This is a genomic window from Acidithiobacillus sp. 'AMD consortium' (genome assembly GCF_008926505.1).
Classification (GTDB): Bacteria; Pseudomonadota; Gammaproteobacteria; order Acidithiobacillales; family Acidithiobacillaceae; genus Acidithiobacillus; species Acidithiobacillus ferridurans.
In genome coordinates this window covers 1464320-1482467 of the sequence record NZ_CP044411.1, presented here as the reverse complement: position 1 = coordinate 1482467, position 18148 = coordinate 1464320, and the positions used below count along the sequence as shown (strand labels likewise).

26 protein-coding genes, 1 tRNA gene and 1 pseudogene are annotated in these 18148 nt (G+C 55.3%); 6 read left to right on the top strand and 22 right to left on the bottom strand.

Translation table 11 applies throughout. The features are described from left to right. Nucleotides 1-209: 209 nt before the first annotated feature. The 21 genes from F6A13_RS07715 to F6A13_RS07615 all read right to left on the bottom strand — a co-directional run bounded on the left by F6A13_RS07715 (nucleotide 210) and on the right by F6A13_RS07615 (nucleotide 14192). Nucleotides 210-644: a putative toxin-antitoxin system toxin component, PIN family gene (locus F6A13_RS07715; RefSeq protein WP_126605547.1), complete on the bottom strand. Its 435-nt coding sequence runs from the start codon at nucleotides 642-644 to the stop codon at nucleotides 210-212. Then, entirely contained in the window at nucleotides 641-925 is a 285-nt protein-coding gene (locus F6A13_RS07710; RefSeq protein ID WP_126605546.1) for a type II toxin-antitoxin system Phd/YefM family antitoxin, read from the bottom strand. The genes F6A13_RS07715 and F6A13_RS07710 overlap by 4 nt, the downstream gene beginning before the upstream one ends. 306 nt (nucleotides 926-1231) lie before the next feature. Beyond that, nucleotides 1232-1528, bottom strand: a complete 297-nt coding sequence (locus F6A13_RS07700) for a type II TA system antitoxin MqsA family protein (RefSeq protein WP_126605544.1) — start codon at nucleotides 1526-1528, stop codon at nucleotides 1232-1234. Nucleotides 1529-1634: 106 nt separating this feature from the next. After that, entirely contained in the window at nucleotides 1635-1877 is a 243-nt protein-coding gene (locus F6A13_RS07695; RefSeq protein ID WP_192796451.1) for a hypothetical protein, read from the bottom strand. Then, complete coding sequence (locus tag F6A13_RS07690; RefSeq protein WP_197722453.1) at nucleotides 1874-2299, bottom strand: GNAT family N-acetyltransferase; 426 nt, start codon at nucleotides 2297-2299, stop codon at nucleotides 1874-1876. The genes F6A13_RS07695 and F6A13_RS07690 overlap by 4 nt, the downstream gene beginning before the upstream one ends. Nucleotides 2300-2395: 96 nt before the next feature. After that, nucleotides 2396-2764, bottom strand: coding sequence for a DUF4440 domain-containing protein (locus tag F6A13_RS07685; RefSeq protein WP_126605542.1), 369 nt, complete (start codon nucleotides 2762-2764; stop codon nucleotides 2396-2398). Nucleotides 2765-2769: 5 nt separating this feature from the next. Beyond that, nucleotides 2770-3087 carry a DMT family transporter gene (locus F6A13_RS07680; protein WP_126605541.1) on the bottom strand — a complete coding sequence of 106 codons (318 nt, stop codon included), beginning with the start codon at nucleotides 3085-3087 and terminating at the stop codon, nucleotides 2770-2772. Between the two features lie 107 nt (nucleotides 3088-3194). After that, nucleotides 3195-3974 (bottom strand): alpha/beta fold hydrolase, encoded by a 780-nt coding sequence (locus tag F6A13_RS07675; protein ID WP_197722452.1) that lies wholly within the window; start codon nucleotides 3972-3974, stop codon nucleotides 3195-3197. Nucleotides 3975-4084: 110 nt separating this feature from the next. Beyond that, entirely contained in the window at nucleotides 4085-4495 is a 411-nt protein-coding gene (locus tag F6A13_RS07670; protein ID WP_126605540.1) for a cupin domain-containing protein, read from the bottom strand. Next, on the bottom strand, nucleotides 4492-4971 hold the full coding sequence (locus F6A13_RS07665; RefSeq protein WP_126605539.1) for a GNAT family N-acetyltransferase: 480 nt from the start codon (nucleotides 4969-4971) through the stop codon (nucleotides 4492-4494). The genes F6A13_RS07670 and F6A13_RS07665 overlap by 4 nt, the downstream gene beginning before the upstream one ends. A 225-nt stretch (nucleotides 4972-5196) precedes the next feature. Continuing rightward, the gene (locus F6A13_RS07660; protein WP_126605538.1) at nucleotides 5197-5613 is read right to left on the bottom strand and encodes an SRPBCC family protein; all 417 of its coding nucleotides are present in this window, start codon (nucleotides 5611-5613) and stop codon (nucleotides 5197-5199) included. Between the two features lie 39 nt (nucleotides 5614-5652). Next, complete coding sequence (locus F6A13_RS07655; protein WP_126605537.1) at nucleotides 5653-6492, bottom strand: AbiJ-NTD4 domain-containing protein; 840 nt, start codon at nucleotides 6490-6492, stop codon at nucleotides 5653-5655. Nucleotides 6493-6592: 100 nt separating this feature from the next. Beyond that, the gene (locus F6A13_RS07650) at nucleotides 6593-7327 is read right to left on the bottom strand and encodes a hypothetical protein (protein ID WP_126605536.1); all 735 of its coding nucleotides are present in this window, start codon (nucleotides 7325-7327) and stop codon (nucleotides 6593-6595) included. A gap of 144 nt (nucleotides 7328-7471) precedes the next feature. Continuing rightward, a complete protein-coding gene (locus F6A13_RS07645) occupies nucleotides 7472-8128 on the bottom strand; it encodes a hypothetical protein (RefSeq protein ID WP_126605535.1) in 657 nt (218 codons plus the stop codon). Continuing rightward, entirely contained in the window at nucleotides 8128-9453 is a 1326-nt protein-coding gene (locus F6A13_RS07640) for a restriction endonuclease subunit S (RefSeq protein WP_126605534.1), read from the bottom strand. Before F6A13_RS07640 ends, F6A13_RS07645 begins: the two co-directional genes overlap by 1 nt. Before the next feature lie 136 nt (nucleotides 9454-9589). After that, nucleotides 9590-10048: a TA system VapC family ribonuclease toxin gene (locus F6A13_RS07635; protein WP_225981762.1), complete on the bottom strand. Its 459-nt coding sequence runs from the start codon at nucleotides 10046-10048 to the stop codon at nucleotides 9590-9592. Then, nucleotides 10020-10325: a hypothetical protein gene (locus tag F6A13_RS07630; RefSeq protein ID WP_126605532.1), complete on the bottom strand. Its 306-nt coding sequence runs from the start codon at nucleotides 10323-10325 to the stop codon at nucleotides 10020-10022. The genes F6A13_RS07635 and F6A13_RS07630 overlap by 29 nt, the downstream gene beginning before the upstream one ends. 89 nt (nucleotides 10326-10414) lie before the next feature. Further along, entirely contained in the window at nucleotides 10415-10912 is a 498-nt protein-coding gene (locus tag F6A13_RS15590; RefSeq protein WP_197722451.1) for a hypothetical protein, read from the bottom strand. A gap of 1 nt (nucleotide 10913) precedes the next feature. Beyond that, nucleotides 10914-12569 (bottom strand): type I restriction-modification system subunit M, encoded by a 1656-nt coding sequence (locus F6A13_RS07625; protein WP_215886367.1) that lies wholly within the window; start codon nucleotides 12567-12569, stop codon nucleotides 10914-10916. Nucleotides 12570-12648: 79 nt separating this feature from the next. Continuing rightward, nucleotides 12649-13398 carry a Pr6Pr family membrane protein gene (locus tag F6A13_RS07620; RefSeq protein ID WP_172959384.1) on the bottom strand — a complete coding sequence of 250 codons (750 nt, stop codon included), beginning with the start codon at nucleotides 13396-13398 and terminating at the stop codon, nucleotides 12649-12651. Then, nucleotides 13395-14192 (bottom strand): DUF4239 domain-containing protein, encoded by a 798-nt coding sequence (locus F6A13_RS07615; protein WP_172959383.1) that lies wholly within the window; start codon nucleotides 14190-14192, stop codon nucleotides 13395-13397. Before F6A13_RS07615 ends, F6A13_RS07620 begins: the two co-directional genes overlap by 4 nt. A 261-nt stretch (nucleotides 14193-14453) precedes the next feature. Between F6A13_RS07615 and F6A13_RS07610 the strand changes: the two genes are divergently transcribed. The 4 genes and pseudogenes from F6A13_RS07610 to F6A13_RS15805 all read left to right on the top strand — a co-directional run bounded on the left by F6A13_RS07610 (nucleotide 14454) and on the right by F6A13_RS15805 (nucleotide 15763). Further along, nucleotides 14454-14831 carry a DUF2628 domain-containing protein gene (locus tag F6A13_RS07610; protein WP_126605530.1) on the top strand — a complete coding sequence of 126 codons (378 nt, stop codon included), beginning with the start codon at nucleotides 14454-14456 and terminating at the stop codon, nucleotides 14829-14831. A gap of 398 nt (nucleotides 14832-15229) precedes the next feature. After that, nucleotides 15230-15457: a phosphoglycerate mutase family protein gene (locus F6A13_RS15815; RefSeq protein ID WP_264158121.1), complete on the top strand. Its 228-nt coding sequence runs from the start codon at nucleotides 15230-15232 to the stop codon at nucleotides 15455-15457. Beyond that, a pseudogene (locus F6A13_RS15810) lies at nucleotides 15364-15594 on the top strand (histidine phosphatase family protein); the annotation flags it as partial. The gene F6A13_RS15815 and the pseudogene F6A13_RS15810, both read left to right, overlap by 94 nt. Before the next feature lie 43 nt (nucleotides 15595-15637). Continuing rightward, nucleotides 15638-15763, top strand: a complete 126-nt coding sequence (locus tag F6A13_RS15805; RefSeq protein WP_264158150.1) for a hypothetical protein — start codon at nucleotides 15638-15640, stop codon at nucleotides 15761-15763. A 381-nt stretch (nucleotides 15764-16144) separates the two neighbouring features. Here F6A13_RS15805 and F6A13_RS07600 read toward each other — a convergent pair. Continuing rightward, nucleotides 16145-16220 (bottom strand) — tRNA-Asn (locus F6A13_RS07600). 165 nt (nucleotides 16221-16385) lie between these two features. Between F6A13_RS07600 and F6A13_RS07595 the strand changes: the two genes are divergently transcribed. Further along, on the top strand, nucleotides 16386-16916 hold the full coding sequence (locus tag F6A13_RS07595) for a C40 family peptidase (protein WP_225982005.1): 531 nt from the start codon (nucleotides 16386-16388) through the stop codon (nucleotides 16914-16916). A gap of 50 nt (nucleotides 16917-16966) precedes the next feature. Further along, on the top strand, nucleotides 16967-18136 hold the full coding sequence (locus F6A13_RS07590) for a lytic transglycosylase domain-containing protein (protein WP_225982004.1): 1170 nt from the start codon (nucleotides 16967-16969) through the stop codon (nucleotides 18134-18136). The last annotated feature ends 12 nt before the right edge of the window (nucleotides 18137-18148 follow it).

Below are 18148 nucleotides of genomic sequence, written 5' to 3'. Positions count from 1 at the left end.
GTCGCCGTGCCCCTGAACCAGCTTCTCCCAGGTTTCCGGTTGAGAAGCGGCCATCCAGTCGCGCAAGTCATCGGGAAAAATGGCGAATTCGGCGTTGTAGCCCGAGGCATCCGGGCTCAGGGTGGTGCCTTCAGGTGGCGTGTAGAGCCAGCCGGAAGCCGCCATGTCGGCGCAGATTTCGGACTCGAAGTGGATTTCCTGGTGCAGACTCATGAGTTCACTTTTTCCAGAAATGCTGATGGCGTCAGAATGGGCACACCTTGCCAAGGGTGCAGGACCAGCAAATCCCCATCGCTGGAAATGAGAACGTCCGCCCGGCAAGACAACGCCAGAGAGAGGAATTTCGTATCTTTCTCATCCCGGCATACGCCTGTCGCAGCCTGCTCGCTGGAGACGTGAATCTCCCACATGCTGACGTGGCCGGATACCAAGGTGAGAAAATCCAGCCGGTCTTGTAGCGGAATAAATCGGTCGAATTTCGGCCTCTGTAGCACTTCCTGCACTTCCTGCAAGGTGGCTTCAGTGACACAGAGCTCACCTATCCGGACTGCGGTCAGGAAAGCGCGGCGCGGCACGGAATCTGGATGTAACATCGCCCCCACCAGGGTGCTGGTATCTATGACAATCCGTTGCGGCCGACTCAACGGGATTCTTTCACCAGGCGCACCACATCCTCATCCGTCAGCTCCCGCGCAGCCGGTGTAAGATGGGCATCGGTTCTGGCGAAGTGTGCCTCGAATTCGGCAACCGCTTCACTGCGCTTGCGCCGAGCAGCCTGCAAGTCCTGGAGGTCCTGCATGTCCTGCGGGGACACCATAAACGCCGTGGCACGCCCGTGCCGGGTGATGACCACCGGCTCGCGCTGCACGGTATCCAGCAACTGTCCGAACTTGTTCTGGGCTTCAACCGAAGTCACCGTAATCATGGGTTCTCTCCTAATACAAACATCCATTCTGGCTATTATAGCTAGAATGGGGATTCGTGGCCATGTTTTCTACCCGTGCACGCGAATTCGGCAACCGCTTGACTGTGCTTGCGCCGTGCAGCCTGCAAATTCTGATGTCCCGGCATGTTTTGTGGCGACACCATGTAGGCAGTCGCCCGTCCGTGACGAGTGATAACCACCGGTTCCCGTTGTACCTTTTCAACAACTGTCCAAACTTGTTCTGGGCTTCTAAGGAGATCACCGTAATCATGAGTACGTTCCTGATCTAAAGACCCAATTTCATAGCTAGAGCAGGGACTCATCACTAGGTTTTTTATGCGAATTTTCGCGAAGAGTTTTTACTTCTTGCCCCGTCAATAACTCATCCACTTTTTTCTTGAATGCTTGCATGGCTCTTTTGTTGACTCGCAGGTCATCAATGTCCGCCTGCTCACTGCCGCATGCGGTACAGACCTTATATTGGGACGGTATAGTTCGAGTTATTCCCTTATATTCCATCGTGTCACCCTCGATGTGAAGAATAAGAGTTCCTTCCCCGCAAATAGGGCAAGCAGTATCTATAGGAATAATTATTTCAGCCAAAAAAGTGTTTCCGTCCGTAGAGAGGAGTTGTTGTCGGGAGGTTCACATGGATACTGCCCAATATTCACCTTGCAAACCATTATGGTAACATGCTGTCAAACCAATATCATTTCTTGGTACCCGCAGCAAAGGTCTTCTGTTCAACGTGCGTCTTTAGGCCATTGACGTTTTCACGAGCGAAATCGAACGCATCGCGCCGAAGGGCCTGTTTGATGGCGATTTCCCAGAGGCTCAGGATGCGGAACCATACCCGATTTCTGCCGTCGGCTATTCGCTCGACGACATCCGCGGGCAGGCGCTCGGGCTCAAAGAGAAATCGCAGGATACCTAACGTGTTGTTGGGCATCATTCGAGTAGGCCCCGTTTTCTTGCTTCTTCTTCATTGGGCATGATTGCCATGGCAGTGGCCATTTTTCGGAACCCAAAGCGCTCGTAATATTTAGACTTGCCCGGCACCGCATACAGCATGATGACATCAACTTTCGCAGCATCAATGAGATGGCGAACAATCTTATGTCCGATTCCTTTGCCCTGATACTCCGGCAAGACCGCCACATCATAAATTGCCGCGCGCCACACACCGTCAGATAGCGCGCGACCCGCACCGACGAGCTTTGCACCGTGAAAGGCAAAAACTCTTAGCAGGCTGTTACGGAAAGCGACTTCTAGTATTTCAGGCTCACGCCTTTTACCCAAAGGTGCCTGCTCGAAAAGACAAGCTAGCTCTTTCCATGAAATGCTTTCAATATCAGTTGAGAGATTGAATTCCATAACCAAGTCAATAATGTTGTATTGACGCCCAACGTGTAGCTAAGGGGCCGCGTGCTTTTGCGCTGTCACGCTTGAGCGCAGGGTGGATGATTGTTCTCATGTGGGCGCAGTCGTAATGGTACCTTGATGAAAGACCATTTGCCACAGCCCTTCCCGTTGTTGCCAGATGAAACTACGTACCGTGAACACCGGTGGCTCGCTGTGGCGACACGCACGATATGTGACGAGCGCGGTTTGTGGGTCCAGAAGTTGGACCTTGAACTCTGTAGCAGTGCAGTTGACTGGCGACTCGGCATGCAGCGAGGCAATAATTTGCTCCTTGCTGAGCGTACGCCCAGAGCTACCGAACTCGAAGAACCTCTCGGCCAGCAATTGCGAAACGCGCTCGGACTTGCGAACACTGGACTGGAGCAAGGACTCCTCCATCTCCTGGAGATAAATAGCAAGCGCGTTTTCTGAGGGCATATAACCTATTTGGAAAAAATGTGGAGCACTATCACGCCAGCGACAATGAGCGCGATACCGACGAATGAGGCCACATTAAGAGGCTGACGGTAAACAACCCAACCAACCAGTATAATCAAGGCAACACCGACACCAGACCAGATAGCGTAGGCCACACCAAGCTGGATGGTGCGTAGCGCAAGCGAAAGAAAATAGAACGCTGACGCATATCCGGCCACAACAAGAAGCGATGGCTCCCAGCGAGTAAAGCCATTTGCTGCCTTGAGTGCAGAAGTTGCAACAACCTCGGACACGATTGCTATTGCCAGATATAACCAGTGCATATTTCTAGTTAACTCCGTAAGGATAAGGAGCGTGCCGTTTTTTACGCGTCCCTCTCGATGGAAATGTTGGGCGAAGCCGCGCACGATTAGTGAACAAACGTATAAACTCAAAGGTCATGCAAGAACTCCCGCACAATCTCCGCAAAGCCATTCGGATTGTCCTGATGGACTACGTGCCCTCCATCAAGCGTAACGAGACGAGTATTGGGCCGTCGCGCCGCCATTTGCTCGCAGTGGTCTTGCGTCGTAATCCGGCTCTCCTTACCCCGGACCAAGAGAGCCGGGCATCTAGTCGCGAGCCAGTCGGCCCAGTGGTCGCTATTGAGCTGAAGCTGCGATTCAAGCATCTCACGAGGCTCGAACGCAAGCCGCCAGCCGTTTGGGGTAGAGCGAAAGGAATCCAGGAGGTAGGGCGCCAGCCGTTGCCCGATGCGTTCTTCGAGCGTTTCACGGCTTGGAAAGATACCCTCCCAGGCTAACACAAACGACGCATTAGCATCCGGAGCGGCGCCGATGTCTTCAATGACGACGGCCTTTACACGCTCGGGATGCCACGCAGCGAACTGGTAGGCGTTTACGCCGCCCAGCGAGTTACCAAGCAGGACGACTTTGTCCACCTCAAGATGTTCAACCAGCGCGGCCACATCGCCTATATAGTCTTTGCGTGTATAACTGAGCGCATGGTCAGAATAACCGTGTCCGCGCTGGTCCATGGCGATGACGCGCCACTCGGGTGATAGTGCATCTGCAAGACGGGCATAGGTGGCGGCCTCCATCCAAAGCGCGTGGAGGGCAATCAGTGTCTGGCCCTCCCCACCCGTATCGAGGTATGACAACATCAGGTCGTCGTGGTGAAATTGACTTCTTGTCATGCGTGTATGGGTCATCCCCTTTTCCTCGCGAGTGTTACTACTAATCCTAATCTGACCAACGTGTAGCTAAGGGTTTGTGCGATTTTTGCTCGCCATGACTGAGCGCAGTGTTATGTTGCATGAGCTCAACCCCGGGGGAAGAACACGAAGATTACGCACCCCTGCTTTGACTGAGGAACGTGCGCCGAGCCAGCCGGATTGTGGATGAAAGTACCTGCCGGATAATCGTGGACACCGTCGTTAAATACGCCAGATACCACGAATACTTCTTCAGGACCCGGGAAATGCGTATCGAGCTTTGTGAACTTGGCACCAGGGTCGATTTCAAGAATTTGGGCCTTGGCGCCGTTCGTGCCTTGCCAGAGGATACGCGCACGAATCCCCGGAAAGATTTCCTTCGTGGGAAGGTCTCGCCAATTCGCCGAAATCACACCTTCCAGGTTAATCACTATGGATGCAACATAGCGCTCGAGGTCAGCGGCACGTCGTTTTTTTGGCGCACCCCTCTCGACAGCAATGTCAGACTGGTTGCTCATAGTGCCACCTTCAACTTGCGACCACCTGTAATTGCGAACCCCTCCCGCTCGTAAAATGCTATTGTTTTATCGAACTGTGGGAGTGGAGTGGTGGTAACTTCTAGGCGCTTCCAGCCACGCGAATTGCCGAATTTCTTTGCCTGTTCCATAAGGCGCTGCCCCACGTTTTGTGAACGATACCCCGGACGAACAAAGAGCTCTGGGATGGTGCCGAAGGCGCCTTCGGCATATAACGCGTAGCTTTCATAAAGCGCAATGAAGCCAACCAAAGACTGATTCTCGCTTTGGGCAACAAAAACGAAATATTTCTCTCGGTAGATGAAATCTTTGAGCCTGGCCATTGTTTCATCAAGACTGAACTTGAAGGCATGTATTCCAATAGTGCTCATAATTTCATTTAGCAACTCGCCAACCATGACGGCCACTTCAGGTGCATCGTTTATGGTTGCTCTCTGTATGGTTATGTTCACGGTCATCTCGTATAGCCCTCCTTCAAATCAGGTGTTCTGGCACGTCAGCAAGTAACATCCGATGTATCCCTAACGTAACGATAAGCGGCGCGCTGTTTTTTTGCGCCCGTTTCGTCATACGAACGTCCCCACGGTACAACTTTATCCAGCGTAAATCCCATAGGTTGCCTGCCTACCTAGCGTAAGGGTACGTGACGCGTCAAAAGCGGAGCGTTCCGCTTGACCGCCATATCAACTTTGGTGTTCAGCAGCACGTTTCAATCCTTGGAGCGTATGAGGCAAGCCCTTTTTAATTTGCGACCCGATAAGTCGACCAAACAACGGCGAAAGCATCCCCTCGAAGGCTATCCGATGCACTGCTATGGTTTCGCCCAAATGACTTGACAACTCATGTTCAAAGCGCATGACACACAAAGGCAGCTTGCTTTCAACCGTGAACGAACGATTGGGAACAACTTCTGTGAAAGCAATTTTAGCCTTTGGACCGCTTGACGGTTGAAGGGTGCCACCGGCTCCGGAAACGAATTCCCCATCAATGGAGGAAGTCTTTACGTCAGAGTCCCAGAAAGACCAACCTTTTACGTCTGCGTACAGGGAAAAGACCTTTTCAACAGAGGCTGCGATTACGACTTGTTCTTCAAATTGCATGGCGTTCCCTCTTTGATAAAACTAACATAAAGCTAATGGTCACGCCGCTTTTGGTTTGTCATGCCTGAGCGCATAGTTATACCCCATGTTTTCGCCCAAATATGTTGCGAGGGCAGCAACCATGCCGACAGCCAACTCCGCTTCCTCGAATGTTGGCTCCCTCCCTTCGCGGATATGGCGTGCATTTTCCGAAGCGTAACCCCAGGCTTTTGCGATGGCCTCATCAAGAGGCCGAGGAACGATATCCGGGTAACGTTTCATGATATCGCCGAGAGTGGCCTTGGCGTCACCACAAGCCTCACGAGCCACACATTCGAGCGCCGCCATTGAATGCTGAATTCCACCAGTGATATCAGGGGCAGGACGCCGAGACAAATCACGGCGCGCCTCATGGAGTTCATTCCTGGCGTTACTGAAGTTTTTTGCTTCAAGCTGCCACTCCGCAGTGTCTATAATTCCCTCGAATACTTCGGGGCCGCGCATCTTAACCTTGCCGTTCGATAATTTCCAGCCAATACCATTTTCGAGGAAGTAGTCGTTTATTTCGTTCTCGAACTTTTGGGGTTCATAAGAGTAAGGGGTCTCGCGCATGGCACCGGAGATATCCTCTATGATGTCGTAGACCCGATACCAGTCACAGCCATCAACGAGGTCATGTACTTCATCGTCCATGTTTGGGTACTCAGACCAATTGTTTGAATCCGACCGTTTTCTTAGTATGCGGCATACAAGTGAGCGAAGGCTTTTCGGTTGAAATCCGCAATCGTAAGCAAGCTGAACAACAATTCCACGCAGTTCATGCGGAGCGTCTTGCCGCACAATAATCTCTGTTTCGTGCGCTTGCTGGTATCCGTGTCTCTTAGAGAACTTTTCATTCATCGCATGCCCCTGTCATGAGGTCACATAATTTAGGCGTCAAGCAGGCCGGACTGTGTAAGCCGCTTGCGTCTACCACGGACGATTCCATATAAACGAACGCTCACGCTGTTATAGGAAAATCTTGCCACTGCCCAAAGGAAGAGTCGGGGAATCCCGCACGGGTGGCCATATTTACGGCCCTCAACTGATGAATGTCATAGATGGTCCAATTTCGGAAGGCGTAGCCAACGGTACTTTTGATAACTTCAAATAACCCACCCCACGGAAACATCTCCTCAAGTTTACCATGCATCTGTTTATCCCGGATGACATTCAATGCTTCTGGCCTTCTCTGGCCAATTGACTTATCAAACAGGTTTGGCTCTAGACCGTCGTGTTGTTCAGCCCACTCCAAACAATCTGCCAACGCGGCACATCGGTGTACGGACCCTGTAGAACTTTCGCCGGCTTTGGGCTTCGTTTTCCGGGCCGTTTGCTTACACATTTGATGATGATACGCGTCTTTCAGGGCGGCTTCCAGGGTCGATAACGCCTTCATCTCCGCCATTTTACAAAACTCCGGGAGAAGGTAGGTCATGAATAATGCCCTTAAGGCCTCATCGAAGGCATCAAGATAAGGAAGGGGTATCTGATGGGGTGGAATGCGGAGACTTTGTACATAGTTATACCACTGTTCAACGGTGGGAAACTCCCGAATATTCCCTTTCGCCATGGGGTAGTAAAATGGTCGAGAACGGTATTTTTCGTTGAGAAAACCGATGTCTAGCAGTTCATCGGGAGGCTGCTCGGCAAATCCTGCATAATAGGTACACCATGTTGTAGCTAGCGGCTTCATAATGCTTGCTCCGCCCATCCGAAGTCTTGCAAGAGAAACGCGATTGCGCTCACGGCCAAATCGGCGTCGCGCTGCGACACGGGGCGGGTATCGTTATTAGCGGCTCCCGATGGCTTTGCGCGAGAGTGCAGCTTGTTAATGAGATTAGCGGCAGACTGGATACACGACCCATTGTCCAGCTTCCCGACTATTTGCCCCAGCTCGTTTTTTAGTGATTTGCGGATACATAGCAAGCAGCATATGTGTAGCGGCAACCCGGCAGGCATCGATAACTGGCTGGGGGGCTTGCACGGATGCGGCCTCCACGACGGCATTCATGGCTCTGTGGATATCCTCGCGGTTGTTTGGTGGAATCTCTTCGGATAATAATTCCGGTAATACGCCAAGGAAGGTTTTCGACTTAAGTGTGATGTAATAGGCGTCACGCCCTCTGCGTTCAGCCAGAACAACGGTCCAACATGTTTGCGCCAGATTGTCGCCGAGAATTACTTCTTGTCCTGCTTTGATATTCAGGTTTGCAGTCTCATATATTTCATCTATTGGACAACCTTTGGATGGACTGGGATATGGGAAAAGGCTCACATTTTCGAAGCGGTCTCCATCTCTACCAGAAGATTGGTAAAGCCGACCTCTACGAACACGAGTCGCAGAATCAAAATAGTCCTCACAGAAAACATAAACATTACCGTTCACGCCACTATTCAAGCTAAAAGGGAGCACAACAGGCGGTGGAGTTATGAGGCGTAAGTGAGAATACGCCCCTTCCAGCCACAAGCCGTGCTTTTTTGCCAAATATTCCATTACGCAACTCCTTTCCAGTCACGCACATCAATTTTTCCTGTCACCGCATCTGAAATGAGCGTCATCCGGCGCTCCCGGAGTAGATTGATGCCGTTTTCCGCTTCCTGAACGAGGATGTCCATGCGGGAAGTTTCTGTATCGAGAAATGCGGCGATGGCGTGTTGTTCATCGACAGGTGGAACCCCTATCTTGAAATTACGCACGAATTCGTCGGGTACTCTTTTTTGCCCGCCAGCACCATACATCCATGATTCACCTAATTTACGAAAATATGCAGAAACAAAAATCAAGTGGATATATTCGCTAATGGATATATTCTGCTCCGGCCTCACAACAATTAACTCAGTTGTGCCAAACCCTATGTGCCCTTTAAGTCCACTCATTACTGCGCCTTTTCCATTCTCAAAGCAGGGCGTAATCTTAGCGATAGTCACATCTCCATTGCGGAAATATGTGTAACCAGAATTAACCTCGTTGATTGGTTTCACATGCTCAAGATTTAGCGAGCCGTCATCCCCAATAGCCTCCATTGGTAAAAATGAGACCTCCTCATCTTCACCAATGTTTGAGCATTCGCTTTTGGATGGATTCAGATTTGCGATAAAGCGAAGCTGCCTCACGCTCCAATGCTCCGGTACATCCCCCAGCCACTCCACCCCGGAATCCTTCATCGGAGCATCTGGGTTCAGCCCCTTCGTCACCGCTTGGCTGATGAGGGCCTGCCGTTTCTCTTTCAGCAAGTCGATGAGGGTTTCGTATTCAGTAATGAGGGTATCTATGCGGGCGGTTTCGGCATCGAGGAATGCGGCGATAGTTTTTTGTTCAGAGAGAGGAGGAAATGGCAAGGAAAGATTATTAAATTGCTCCGCGGGAAGCCTCCACCTTCCTAAATGAGAACTGCCCTGACCAAACGCATAGAAAATCTTATTTTTGTAACCCATTTGAAATACATATAGGAAATACTTATAGTGACAGTCTGTTGGCTTTCTTATCGTAAATACTCTGTAGTCTGGGCTCGTAACCCCGAGAAATTTGGATATATCGACGTATCCTGTCAATAAATCCATATGATTCATTACAAAATCACCAACGTCAACTATCTGGTATTTAGCGTAATCCATAGAAAACTGACCATTATTTCCTTCAATGTCTTTTATTCGAATTCCTTGTTGCGTTACAGATAGAATGTCATAACCCAACTCTCCAGAGATATTCTTCTTTATGGAAAACAGCCACCTTGTTCTGACTACTCCCCACCCCTCAGGCACATCCCCCAACCACTCGACACCCGATTCCCTGTATTTTGGATAACGTGGATATGTCATATCGCCACCTCCGCCAGACTCCCGGGCGGCTCGAACACGTAGAAAGGCCGGATACCCGATATCTCACACCCCATGATGCCCACCTTGCTGCCCTTGGTTACGTCTTTCCATCTGTCGAGGACCCGTAACCGTAGCCTCACGCGTTCACCAAAACCCAATCCAGGCCGTGTGCGGTGAAGTTCTTGAAATCACCGTCCAGAGTGGCGAGGCGTAACCCTCCGGCCAGTGCGAAGGCGGCAAGATAGGCGTCCATCCACACCTTGGGAGAGGCGGTGTCGCGGGTGGCCAGTATCCGCCAGAGGGAGAAAACGTCAGGAGCCTCTTCGCGAACGCAAACACGCGGAGAAGACTGCAGGGCATCCAACGCGACTAAAGCATCCCTGTTGCTCATGCTGTCTACTCCATAGGCTTTGAACAGCGTCGGCGTAGAAGCCAGCCGCAGAAAACTTTGCTGGGTTGCCCGACAAAATACGGCAGGGTAGGATGCCGTCGCCTCCTGCAGCGCTTTCCGAGCGCTTTCGTGGAAAGGATGTCGGGTGAATACCACCGCCAGCCACACGCTGGTATCAAACAGGGAACCCGGCACGACGCGCATCCTCCTCAGCTTGAGCGGTTTGTTCCAGTGCAATCAACTCAGCAAGGCTCATATGGAGCGCCGGTGCGTCGGCATGTCCGCGGATGAACGGTAAACCGCCCTCATCCAGCTCCACCACGGAACCCCGTGGGGGTGACGTCGGCAGTTTCGGCGCCGCCATTCCCATCCCCTGTCGCAGGTACTCGGCCACCAAATCGCGCAGCGTGCGCCCTTGCAGGACGGCCCGCAATTTCGCTTCGCGAATGAGTTCATCCGGTAAGTCCAGGGTGGTTTTCATGATGCCTCCTTGCTCGTGGGGTACTAGCCAACGCCATCCATGAAACCAGCTTACCATTTTGCTGGGTGGCGGCAAGTTGCCCTCATCGTTTATGCCGACATCTCCCCCAGCATTCGGAGTATCCGCCCGGTGCACGCCTTCAAATCCGCATCAATCTCCGCCAGACTCCGGGGCGGCTCGAACACGTAGAAATGCCGGTTGAAGGGTATCTCATACCCGACTACGCCCACTTTGCCGTCCTTTGCGTCCCGTTTGGATTCGTCAATCCACGCATCCGGGACATGGGGCAGGACTTCCCGCTGGAAATACGCGTACACGTCCTCGCCCAGGGGCACGTTCTCCGTGTCCCGCAGCCCGGAATCCGGCTCATACTTCGGGCCGTTACGCTTCCCGCTTTCCACGGGTGCCGCATCCGGGCAGGATTCCGTGAACGCGTCCCGGAACGCCTTGCGGCTTGCCGGGGTATAGCGGCTGCCTCGGGCTTCCAGAATCCCCTCGATGCGCGGCCACAGGGTGTTCCAGTTGTCATCAGGGGTGTCTCCAAACGCCTGGAACACGGCTTCGGCGTCATCCAGTAACCCATCCATCTCACGGAGGGCCTGTGCCTGGGCCTCGACGCTGCGGACCCGTCTCGGTCCACGCCCATTCCCGTCCAGTTTCTCCCGCAGTTTTCCTTCGTATTCCTGCAGACGTTCCGGAGTCATCTGGAATCGCAGCCGCAGGGGCCTTTCCACGGTGACGGTGCGATAACCGAAGTCCGTCATGCGAAATATCCTGGAGACGGGACGGACTTTCACGGTACCCCCGTCTACGGGTTCCGGTACCGGAGTGCCCTCGAACAGCACCACCCGCGTGCGCTCCTTGCCCTCGGCATCGAGGAGTACCGCCTGGTCCAGTGCCTCCCCGACGCCCAGCATTTGCGAAATCGCCTTGATGTGTTCCGGGGCGAGTTCCCGGCGCTTGGAGCCCAGACTCTTGCGCATCTTGCGCCAGAAACCGGAACCGTCGATTGAGTTGTACTTTCCCGCGTTTCTCCTCCGGCTTGCGGTTGGTGAGTATCCACACATAAGTGGCGATACCGGTGTTGAAGAACATATCCGTGGGTAACGCCACGATGGCTTCCACATAATCCTGTTCCAGCACGTAGCGGCGAATCTCCGACTCCCCGCTGCCGGCGCTGCCGGTGAACAGCGGCGAGCCGTTGAGGACGATGCCGATACGGCTGCCGCCCTCCTTCTCTGGGCGCATTTTGGATAGCAGGTGCAGGAGAAACAGCAGGGAGCCATCGGAGATGCGCGGCAGTCCGGGGCCGAAGCGTCCCCGGTAGCCCATGTCCTCGTGTTCTTCGCGGACAGTGGCCTCGACTTTCTTCCACTCGACGCCGAAGGGCGGGTTGGACAGCATGTAATCGAAGTGCTTGCCGCGATGGCCGTCGTCGGACAGGGTGTTCCCCGGAACGATATTGGCCACATCCTGGCCGCGAATGAGCATATCCGCTTTGCAGGTGGCGTAGGATTCGTCATTGAGTTCCTGGCCGAACATGGTCAGGCGGGCGTCGGGATTGAGACTGTGCAGATGCTCCGCCGCCACCGAAAGCATCCCGCCGGTGCCTGCCGCCGGGTCGTACAAGGTGCGGACGATGCCACCCCGGGCCAGCGCCGCGTCATCTTCCGTAAACAGGAGTTCCACCATCAGGTGAATGACTTCCCGCGGCGTAAAGTGCTCTCCGGCCGTTTCGTTGGACATCTCCGCGAAACGCCGCAGGAGTTCCTCGAACAGCAGGCCCATCTGGTAATTGCTGAGGGCGTCGGGATGCAGGTTGAGGCTGGTGAATTTCTCGGTGACGAGATACAGCAGCCCCGCCTTGTGCAGCCGCTCGATGGTGGCGGGAAAATCGAAGCGGGTGAAGATGTCTTGCACGTCCGTGGAAAAGGCCCGCACATAGGCTTGCAGGTTATTGCGCAGATTGTCGGCGTCACCCAGTAGTCCCGGCAGGTCCTGGGGGAAGAGATTGAAAAAGGACTGCCCGGCCGCACGCCGGACGAATTCCACGAAGGGCAGCTTGGCTGCGGATTTTGCGCGGTATTCGGCGAGGGCCGCCGCCCGCGTGGGGGCGAGCACGCAATCCAGTCGCCGCAGGACGGTGAAGGGCAGAATCACCCGCCCATATTCGGATTGCTTGAAGTCGCCCCGGAGCAAGTCGGCCACGGCCCAGATGAGTGCGGAGATGTTTTGCTGGTTCACGGTTATTTCTTCTCGTTTTCGGCGGCAATGCTCGGCCCGAGTCTAGCGGAGCGGACGTTTATGGGCCAGTTATGCCGTGTCACTGGACATCACTCTCGCCATCAGTCCGCGACCGCCGTTCCGGGACGAGGGAAGGAAGGGGCTTCCGCACCGCAAGACTGGATGCAGCACGTCCCTTGAAGCGCCCCATGACAACCAGAAGCAGCGCGAGCACGATAAAACCTGCCAAAACCCCAAAAGCGTTCGCCAGGGCTTGCTCGTAGCCCAGTTCCGCCGCATTGATGAATGGATAGGGGTAAACACCGGACAGGGCGCCGCGCGTCATGGCGTACAAAAAATAGAGGACCGGGTAGAGCATCCAGGCGAAAACACTCGTCCAGCGCACATCCCCTCTCGGGACGGCAACCCACCAGTAGACCAGGAAGAGCGACGGCATGACATAATGGAGCAGCATATCGGCCACGAGTTGGAGCCCTTCCGGATGCCATAGATGTTGCAGAAGCAGGGCGTAGGCGATACCCACCAGGGCGATGCTTGCCGCAATACCTGTATTCACCCCCGGCCGCGTCAAGAATTCGATAACGCCGGACCGTACCGGCAACAGAGAGGCGGTCAGCGCCAACGCCACCAGCAAGTTCGTCAGGATGGTGAAGAAGCTGAAATAGATGACCAGCCCGCCAAGCACGCCCTTACCGTGCGCGATGGACAATTGCAGGGACAGGGCGAACTGCAGCGCGAGGGCCATCCAGCCGAGAGCTGCGGATGTGGCCACGAGCGGTTTGAAGCGGTGCCCTCGTGTCACGCCCGCTTGCAAAGGGGACCCGTTCATTGCCGCATCCCCTGCAGAGTATCCATGAGGACCCTATCCGCCAAATCCACACGAACAAAACCCAGCCGTGGATATTCCATATCTATGATGGTAAACAGGGTGATGGAGAGCGCCGCAGCAAAGAGAATGGTCTGCAGCCAGGATATCCTGGGGCTGGAGGCCATGCCGTAGCCCACAAGTAGGGCGGCCATCAGCGCCACGCCGAATAACAGGATAAAAAGGACCAGGGGCGGGTGGGTACGCGCGGCGACCAGTCGCGTTGTGGTGATGTCGAATGTCGCATTGAGCGCCGATGCCGTCAGACTGATGATGGCCGTGTTATTCGTGGTAAGGGCGGCGGTAGTGCCCTGTTGCCAAAGGGCGGCCTGCAGTTTGAGGCTCCGCAGATAAGCCGTATGTGCGGCTGGGGACCCCACGGCGGCCTTATAGGTATCCAGCCGTGCCTGTAAATACTCCCGGAATAAGGACCGCAACGGCGCTTGGTCAGGCTTGGGCAGCAGGTCCAGGCGCAGATAGGCGGTGCCAATGGCGTTGGCTTCTTGAGCAATCAGGACCTGCCGCTGCTGGAAGCCTGTGGCGGCAGCGGAAAGCGTAAATCCCAAAAGCAGCCCAATCAGGGTAAATACGGTTCCGCCGACATGGCTGCCCCCGCCATTATCGTTGTCGCCCTGGGCGCCGGCGCGCCGTCTTCTCTGTCGTCGGCCGAGATGATAACCAAAAAAGACGAAAACAATGAGAAGAACAAACAGAGTTGCGGAAAATAGCCCTATTTTCATTGCGGTAATCGTTACCATTCCCCAAACTCCGTATAACCTCCGGGTTGTCGGCCAAGCCGACACGGAAAACCCCATTTAACACAAACTGGAGCCCATCCCGAAGCGGAATGTACAGACACCAGGCCAGAGCAATTGCTGAAACTATAAGCGAAGCGACGGCTTTTCCAAAACATTCCAGTAGCGGACCATGCCTGAAGGCCTGGGGAAGCTCCGGCCTTGCAAATACGGGGCGATGGGCTAACTTGTTCCTGAAGCCGCCCCACCATAAGGAATCCCCGCATGAAAACATATCACGTGTTCGAACATCCCACGCGCGGACTGGAAGCGGTTAAGGTGGGCGTCTCCTGGCCGGGATTCTTTTTCGGTTTCTTTTGGATGCTGGTAAAGAAAATGTGGGGATGGGCGCTGCTCTTTCTAGCCATCGACATCGTGCGAGGGCTTTTTCAGATGTCCATCACCCACGGACAGCCTCCCGCCTCGGCAGCGAACCTGGGTTTCGCCTTGGTGGGGCTGGTGTTGGGAATCATCGTCGGCGCCTATGGCAACGGCTGGCGTGAATCCAATCTCCGAAATCGGGGATACGTGAGCGTCGCCACCGTCGAGGCGAAAACCCCGGATGGCGCTTTGGCTCAATACGCGCGGGAAAAGACGCAGTGAGGATTCCCCAGCCGCAAAGATTGCAGAAATGTTGTAACCATGATTTTCTGGTCATTTTTCCTCAGCTTCCTGTTTAGCGTGACTGCCGGGCTGTCCCTGTTTCTTCTGAACGGCCGCCGGCATAGTCTCACCGCGTGGGTGCTCGTGGCCGCGCTCACGTTGATGGCGGCACAGCAAGGGCTGCGGGCGCTACACGCTACCGCCGCGACGCCCGCGGTAGTCACCGCATACACGAGAATGGGGCTTGGATTCTGGCCGGGGATTATGGTCCTCGCCTCCGGAGTTCTTCTGGATACCCGGTGGTGGGTGCGAGGAGTATTCGTGGGCAGCGCTCAAGACGGAGCACCTTGTACGAAACCGCCACATCCAGCATTCTGCGCGGAATCGAGGAGGTGCGCATGAACCTGGAATCCATCACCCTGGTGCGGCACGGCATGACCGAGTGGGCGAGTAGCGGCAGGCACACGTCCGTAACCGACGTGGAGTTGACGGCGGAGGGGCGAAAAGACGCGCAGGCGCTCCGAACCCCCTTATGGAGATGGGTCCTTTCGACGGGGTTTATTCCAGCCCGATGCTGCGCGCCCTCCGCACCGCCCTTCTTGCGGGTTACGCCGTTCCTGAACTGAGCCCCGGACTCGGTGAGTGGGGCTATGGCCGCTATGAGGGGCTGACGACGGCGGAGATTCGCCGAAGAATTCCGACATGGAGCGTTTTCCGGTGTGGCGCCCCAGGTGGCGAAAGCCCGGAAGCCGTCAGCGCGCGTTGCGATGAACTGCTCCGGGAATGGGACGAAAAGAGCCACAGGCATGTGCTGTGCTTTGCCCAGGCGATATTTTGCGGGCGCTGGCCACCCGTTGCTCGGGCTGGGGCTGGGGCTGCGTTTTGGGGAGCATCTGCACCTGGACCCGGGCAGCATTTCCCGCCTGGGTTGAAGGCACGAAGTCCCCGCCCTGCACCCGGTGGAACCACCGCACAGGCAGCGGCCCCTGTAAACGGAACGCCGGGGGCACTACCCGCGAGCGCCCCACTCCCGGGCATACCCGTGCGCTTGGCGGATGCTTTCCGCCGGATACGCTGCCTGTGCCCTGCTTCGGAATTACAAGGCACCCCATCCGCAGCTTCGCCGCTTCAGCCCAACCCCACTAAGCTCCCCCTTTTGGGCGGAGTCGTTGACCGGCACAAGGGGACATTCCGACTTCGCCCGGAGCTTCGCAGGGAGTCCGCTGCCCTCAAAATAATCTGAATGTTCCAGGAATGTTCCCGGAGGAAACAAAAAGGGTTGCGATTTTTCGTCGCAACCATTTGTTTTTACTTGGCTCCCCGGGACAGGCTCGAACTGCCGACCTAGTGATTAACAGTCACCCGCTCTACCGACTGAGCTACCGGGGAAAAGTGCGCGTATCCTAGTCTTCTGTGCAACGTGCGTCAAGAACCACTGCAGAATCGGAACTTCCCCTTGCCAAACTGGCACATTTGGGCTATCTACTTTTCATAGAGAAAAGAAGGGGGAAGAGGACGATGCGAAAGCAACGCGTTATGTCACCTGGGGGCTCCGTGAAGCGTGGGGGCGGACTTCTGCTGTTGCTGACCATGACCCTCAGCGGCTGTGCCACCATGACGCCGCCGCCCGCAGACCGATCTTCCGATAACGCATCATCCGCTTACCACAATCGCGCGGAAACCACCATACTCGATGCCGTGCTCGTGCATACGATCGCAGAAATTGGCAAACCTTATCAATGGGGTGGAGACAGTCCTCGGACGGGGTTCGATTGCAGCGGATTCATTCAGTATGTATTGCGCCGCGCCGGCATTGACATTCCCCGAACCTCTTTTTCCCAGGCTGCCGCCCTGCCTGCGGTAAACCCCAGGCGCATTCGTCCAGGTGATCTGGTATTTTTCAACACCATGGGCCAACCCTTTTCCCACGTCGGCATCTATATCGGCGGAGATCAGTTCGTCAGCGCTCTGAACCCCCGTCAGGGGGTGGCGGTACAAAGCTTGCGAATTCCTTACTGGGCGGAGCGTCTGGATGGTGTGCGGCGTCCCATGCCCCCTGAACTGTTGGCGATGCGGGCCCCTTGACCCGGCGATTGCCATCGAATATTTCCGGAATCTTCGTTGGTGAAAATATCATGCATAAAAAATGGGCTTTACTTCCGATGACGATACTGGCGACCTGTATAGCCGCAGCCTCGTCGGCCTGCGCGACCAACGTCGGCCCGGTGAATCCACCGGCTGCACCAGCAGTCATGGCACCAGCCCCGCTGCCGCTGCCTGCGGCACCCGTGCCCGAGCAGCCCAGCGCCACGCCCGCCCAGAAGGCCGGCAGCACCTGTGTCAGCAATGTGGCATTCCAGAATTTCCCGCTCCGCTATCAGCAACGCATGCAGGAAATCGCCTGCCACCTGCAGGAGCGGGATGGCCTGCCCGCCGGCTATGTGATTTCTGCCCTGCAAAACGCCCGTTTCAATGCCCGCGCAGTGGAAATAATGACGCCCTCACCTCCTTCTGCCGCTCCCGCGATACCTTATCCATGGTGGCGTTATCGGGATCGTTTTGTGCAGCAGGACCGTCTGGACCGGGGAGTACAGTTCTGGCGCGGTCACGCCGCATTACTGCAAGCCGTCAGTCAAAAATACGGGGTCCCCGGACCGATTCTGATGGGTATCCTGAATATCGAAACCGGTTTCGGGACTTTTTTGGGCAATTTTTCCGTGCTCAACAGCAATTTGAGCCTGGCATTGGCATTACCGGGGCGGCGCCGGTTTTTTCTGCATCAAACCGCGGAAACTCTGAAGCTCGCGCAGCGGTTGGGCGTCCCTCCGGGGACACTCCAGGGTTCACCGGCGGGTGCCATGGGCATGTCCCAGTTTCTCGCCAGCAGTTACCTGCGCTACGGGGTCACCTGGAATGATCCTCCCGGCGGGCCGATGCCCAACCTGTGGCGTTCACCGGCCGACGTCCTCGCTTCCACTGCCAACTTCTTCCGTGGCCACGGCTGGCAGCCGGGGCAGCCGGTGCTGAGCCAAGTATCCGGCAATCGGGGAACGAATGTAGCGCCATTTCTGCAAGGCAGGCATCCGCTGGCGCAACTACGCGCCGCCGACATCCGTCCGGAGCTGCCTTCCGGACTGCCGGGATCCACGCCCGTAGGCCTGCTGCGTCTGCAGACTGAGCATGGTCCGACCCTGTTCATCGCCTACCCGAATTTCTACGCCATCATGGGCTACAACCCGAATACCTATTACTCGGCAACGGTATGGGCCTATGCCGAGGCGATCAGGCGGATTATCAACGGCTGATCCGGGGCCACC

Coding starts and splice junctions, on each gene's coding strand:
- F6A13_RS07710 (WP_126605546.1), bottom strand. CDS start 925: ATGATTACGGTGACTTCGGTTGAAGCCCAGAACAAGTTCGGACAGTTG.
- F6A13_RS07695 (WP_192796451.1), bottom strand. CDS start 1,877: ATGATGCCCAACAACACGTTAGGTATCCTGCGATTTCTCTTTGAGCCC.
- F6A13_RS07690 (WP_197722453.1), bottom strand. CDS start 2,299: ATGGAATTCAATCTCTCAACTGATATTGAAAGCATTTCATGGAAAGAG.
- F6A13_RS07685 (WP_126605542.1), bottom strand. CDS start 2,764: ATGCCCTCAGAAAACGCGCTTGCTATTTATCTCCAGGAGATGGAGGAG.
- F6A13_RS07680 (WP_126605541.1), bottom strand. CDS start 3,087: ATGCACTGGTTATATCTGGCAATAGCAATCGTGTCCGAGGTTGTTGCA.
- F6A13_RS07675 (WP_197722452.1), bottom strand. CDS start 3,974: ATGACCCATACACGCATGACAAGAAGTCAATTTCACCACGACGACCTG.
- F6A13_RS07670 (WP_126605540.1), bottom strand. CDS start 4,495: ATGAGCAACCAGTCTGACATTGCTGTCGAGAGGGGTGCGCCAAAAAAA.
- F6A13_RS07665 (WP_126605539.1), bottom strand. CDS start 4,971: ATGACCGTGAACATAACCATACAGAGAGCAACCATAAACGATGCACCT.
- F6A13_RS07660 (WP_126605538.1), bottom strand. CDS start 5,613: ATGCAATTTGAAGAACAAGTCGTAATCGCAGCCTCTGTTGAAAAGGTC.
- F6A13_RS07655 (WP_126605537.1), bottom strand. CDS start 6,492: ATGAATGAAAAGTTCTCTAAGAGACACGGATACCAGCAAGCGCACGAA.
- F6A13_RS07650 (WP_126605536.1), bottom strand. CDS start 7,327: ATGAAGCCGCTAGCTACAACATGGTGTACCTATTATGCAGGATTTGCC.
- F6A13_RS07645 (WP_126605535.1), bottom strand. CDS start 8,128: ATGGAATATTTGGCAAAAAAGCACGGCTTGTGGCTGGAAGGGGCGTAT.
- F6A13_RS07640 (WP_126605534.1), bottom strand. CDS start 9,453: ATGACATATCCACGTTATCCAAAATACAGGGAATCGGGTGTCGAGTGG.
- F6A13_RS07635 (WP_225981762.1), bottom strand. CDS start 10,048: ATGCGCGTCGTGCCGGGTTCCCTGTTTGATACCAGCGTGTGGCTGGCG.
- F6A13_RS07630 (WP_126605532.1), bottom strand. CDS start 10,325: ATGAAAACCACCCTGGACTTACCGGATGAACTCATTCGCGAAGCGAAA.
- F6A13_RS15590 (WP_197722451.1), bottom strand. CDS start 10,912: ATGGATGGGTTACTGGATGACGCCGAAGCCGTGTTCCAGGCGTTTGGA.
- F6A13_RS07620 (WP_172959384.1), bottom strand. CDS start 13,398: ATGAACGGGTCCCCTTTGCAAGCGGGCGTGACACGAGGGCACCGCTTC.
- F6A13_RS07615 (WP_172959383.1), bottom strand. CDS start 14,192: ATGGTAACGATTACCGCAATGAAAATAGGGCTATTTTCCGCAACTCTG.
- F6A13_RS07610 (WP_126605530.1), top strand. CDS start 14,454: ATGAAAACATATCACGTGTTCGAACATCCCACGCGCGGACTGGAAGCG.
- F6A13_RS15815 (WP_264158121.1), top strand. CDS start 15,230: ATGAACCTGGAATCCATCACCCTGGTGCGGCACGGCATGACCGAGTGG.
- F6A13_RS15805 (WP_264158150.1), top strand. CDS start 15,638: ATGTGCTGTGCTTTGCCCAGGCGATATTTTGCGGGCGCTGGCCACCCG.
- F6A13_RS07590 (WP_225982004.1), top strand. CDS start 16,967: ATGCATAAAAAATGGGCTTTACTTCCGATGACGATACTGGCGACCTGT.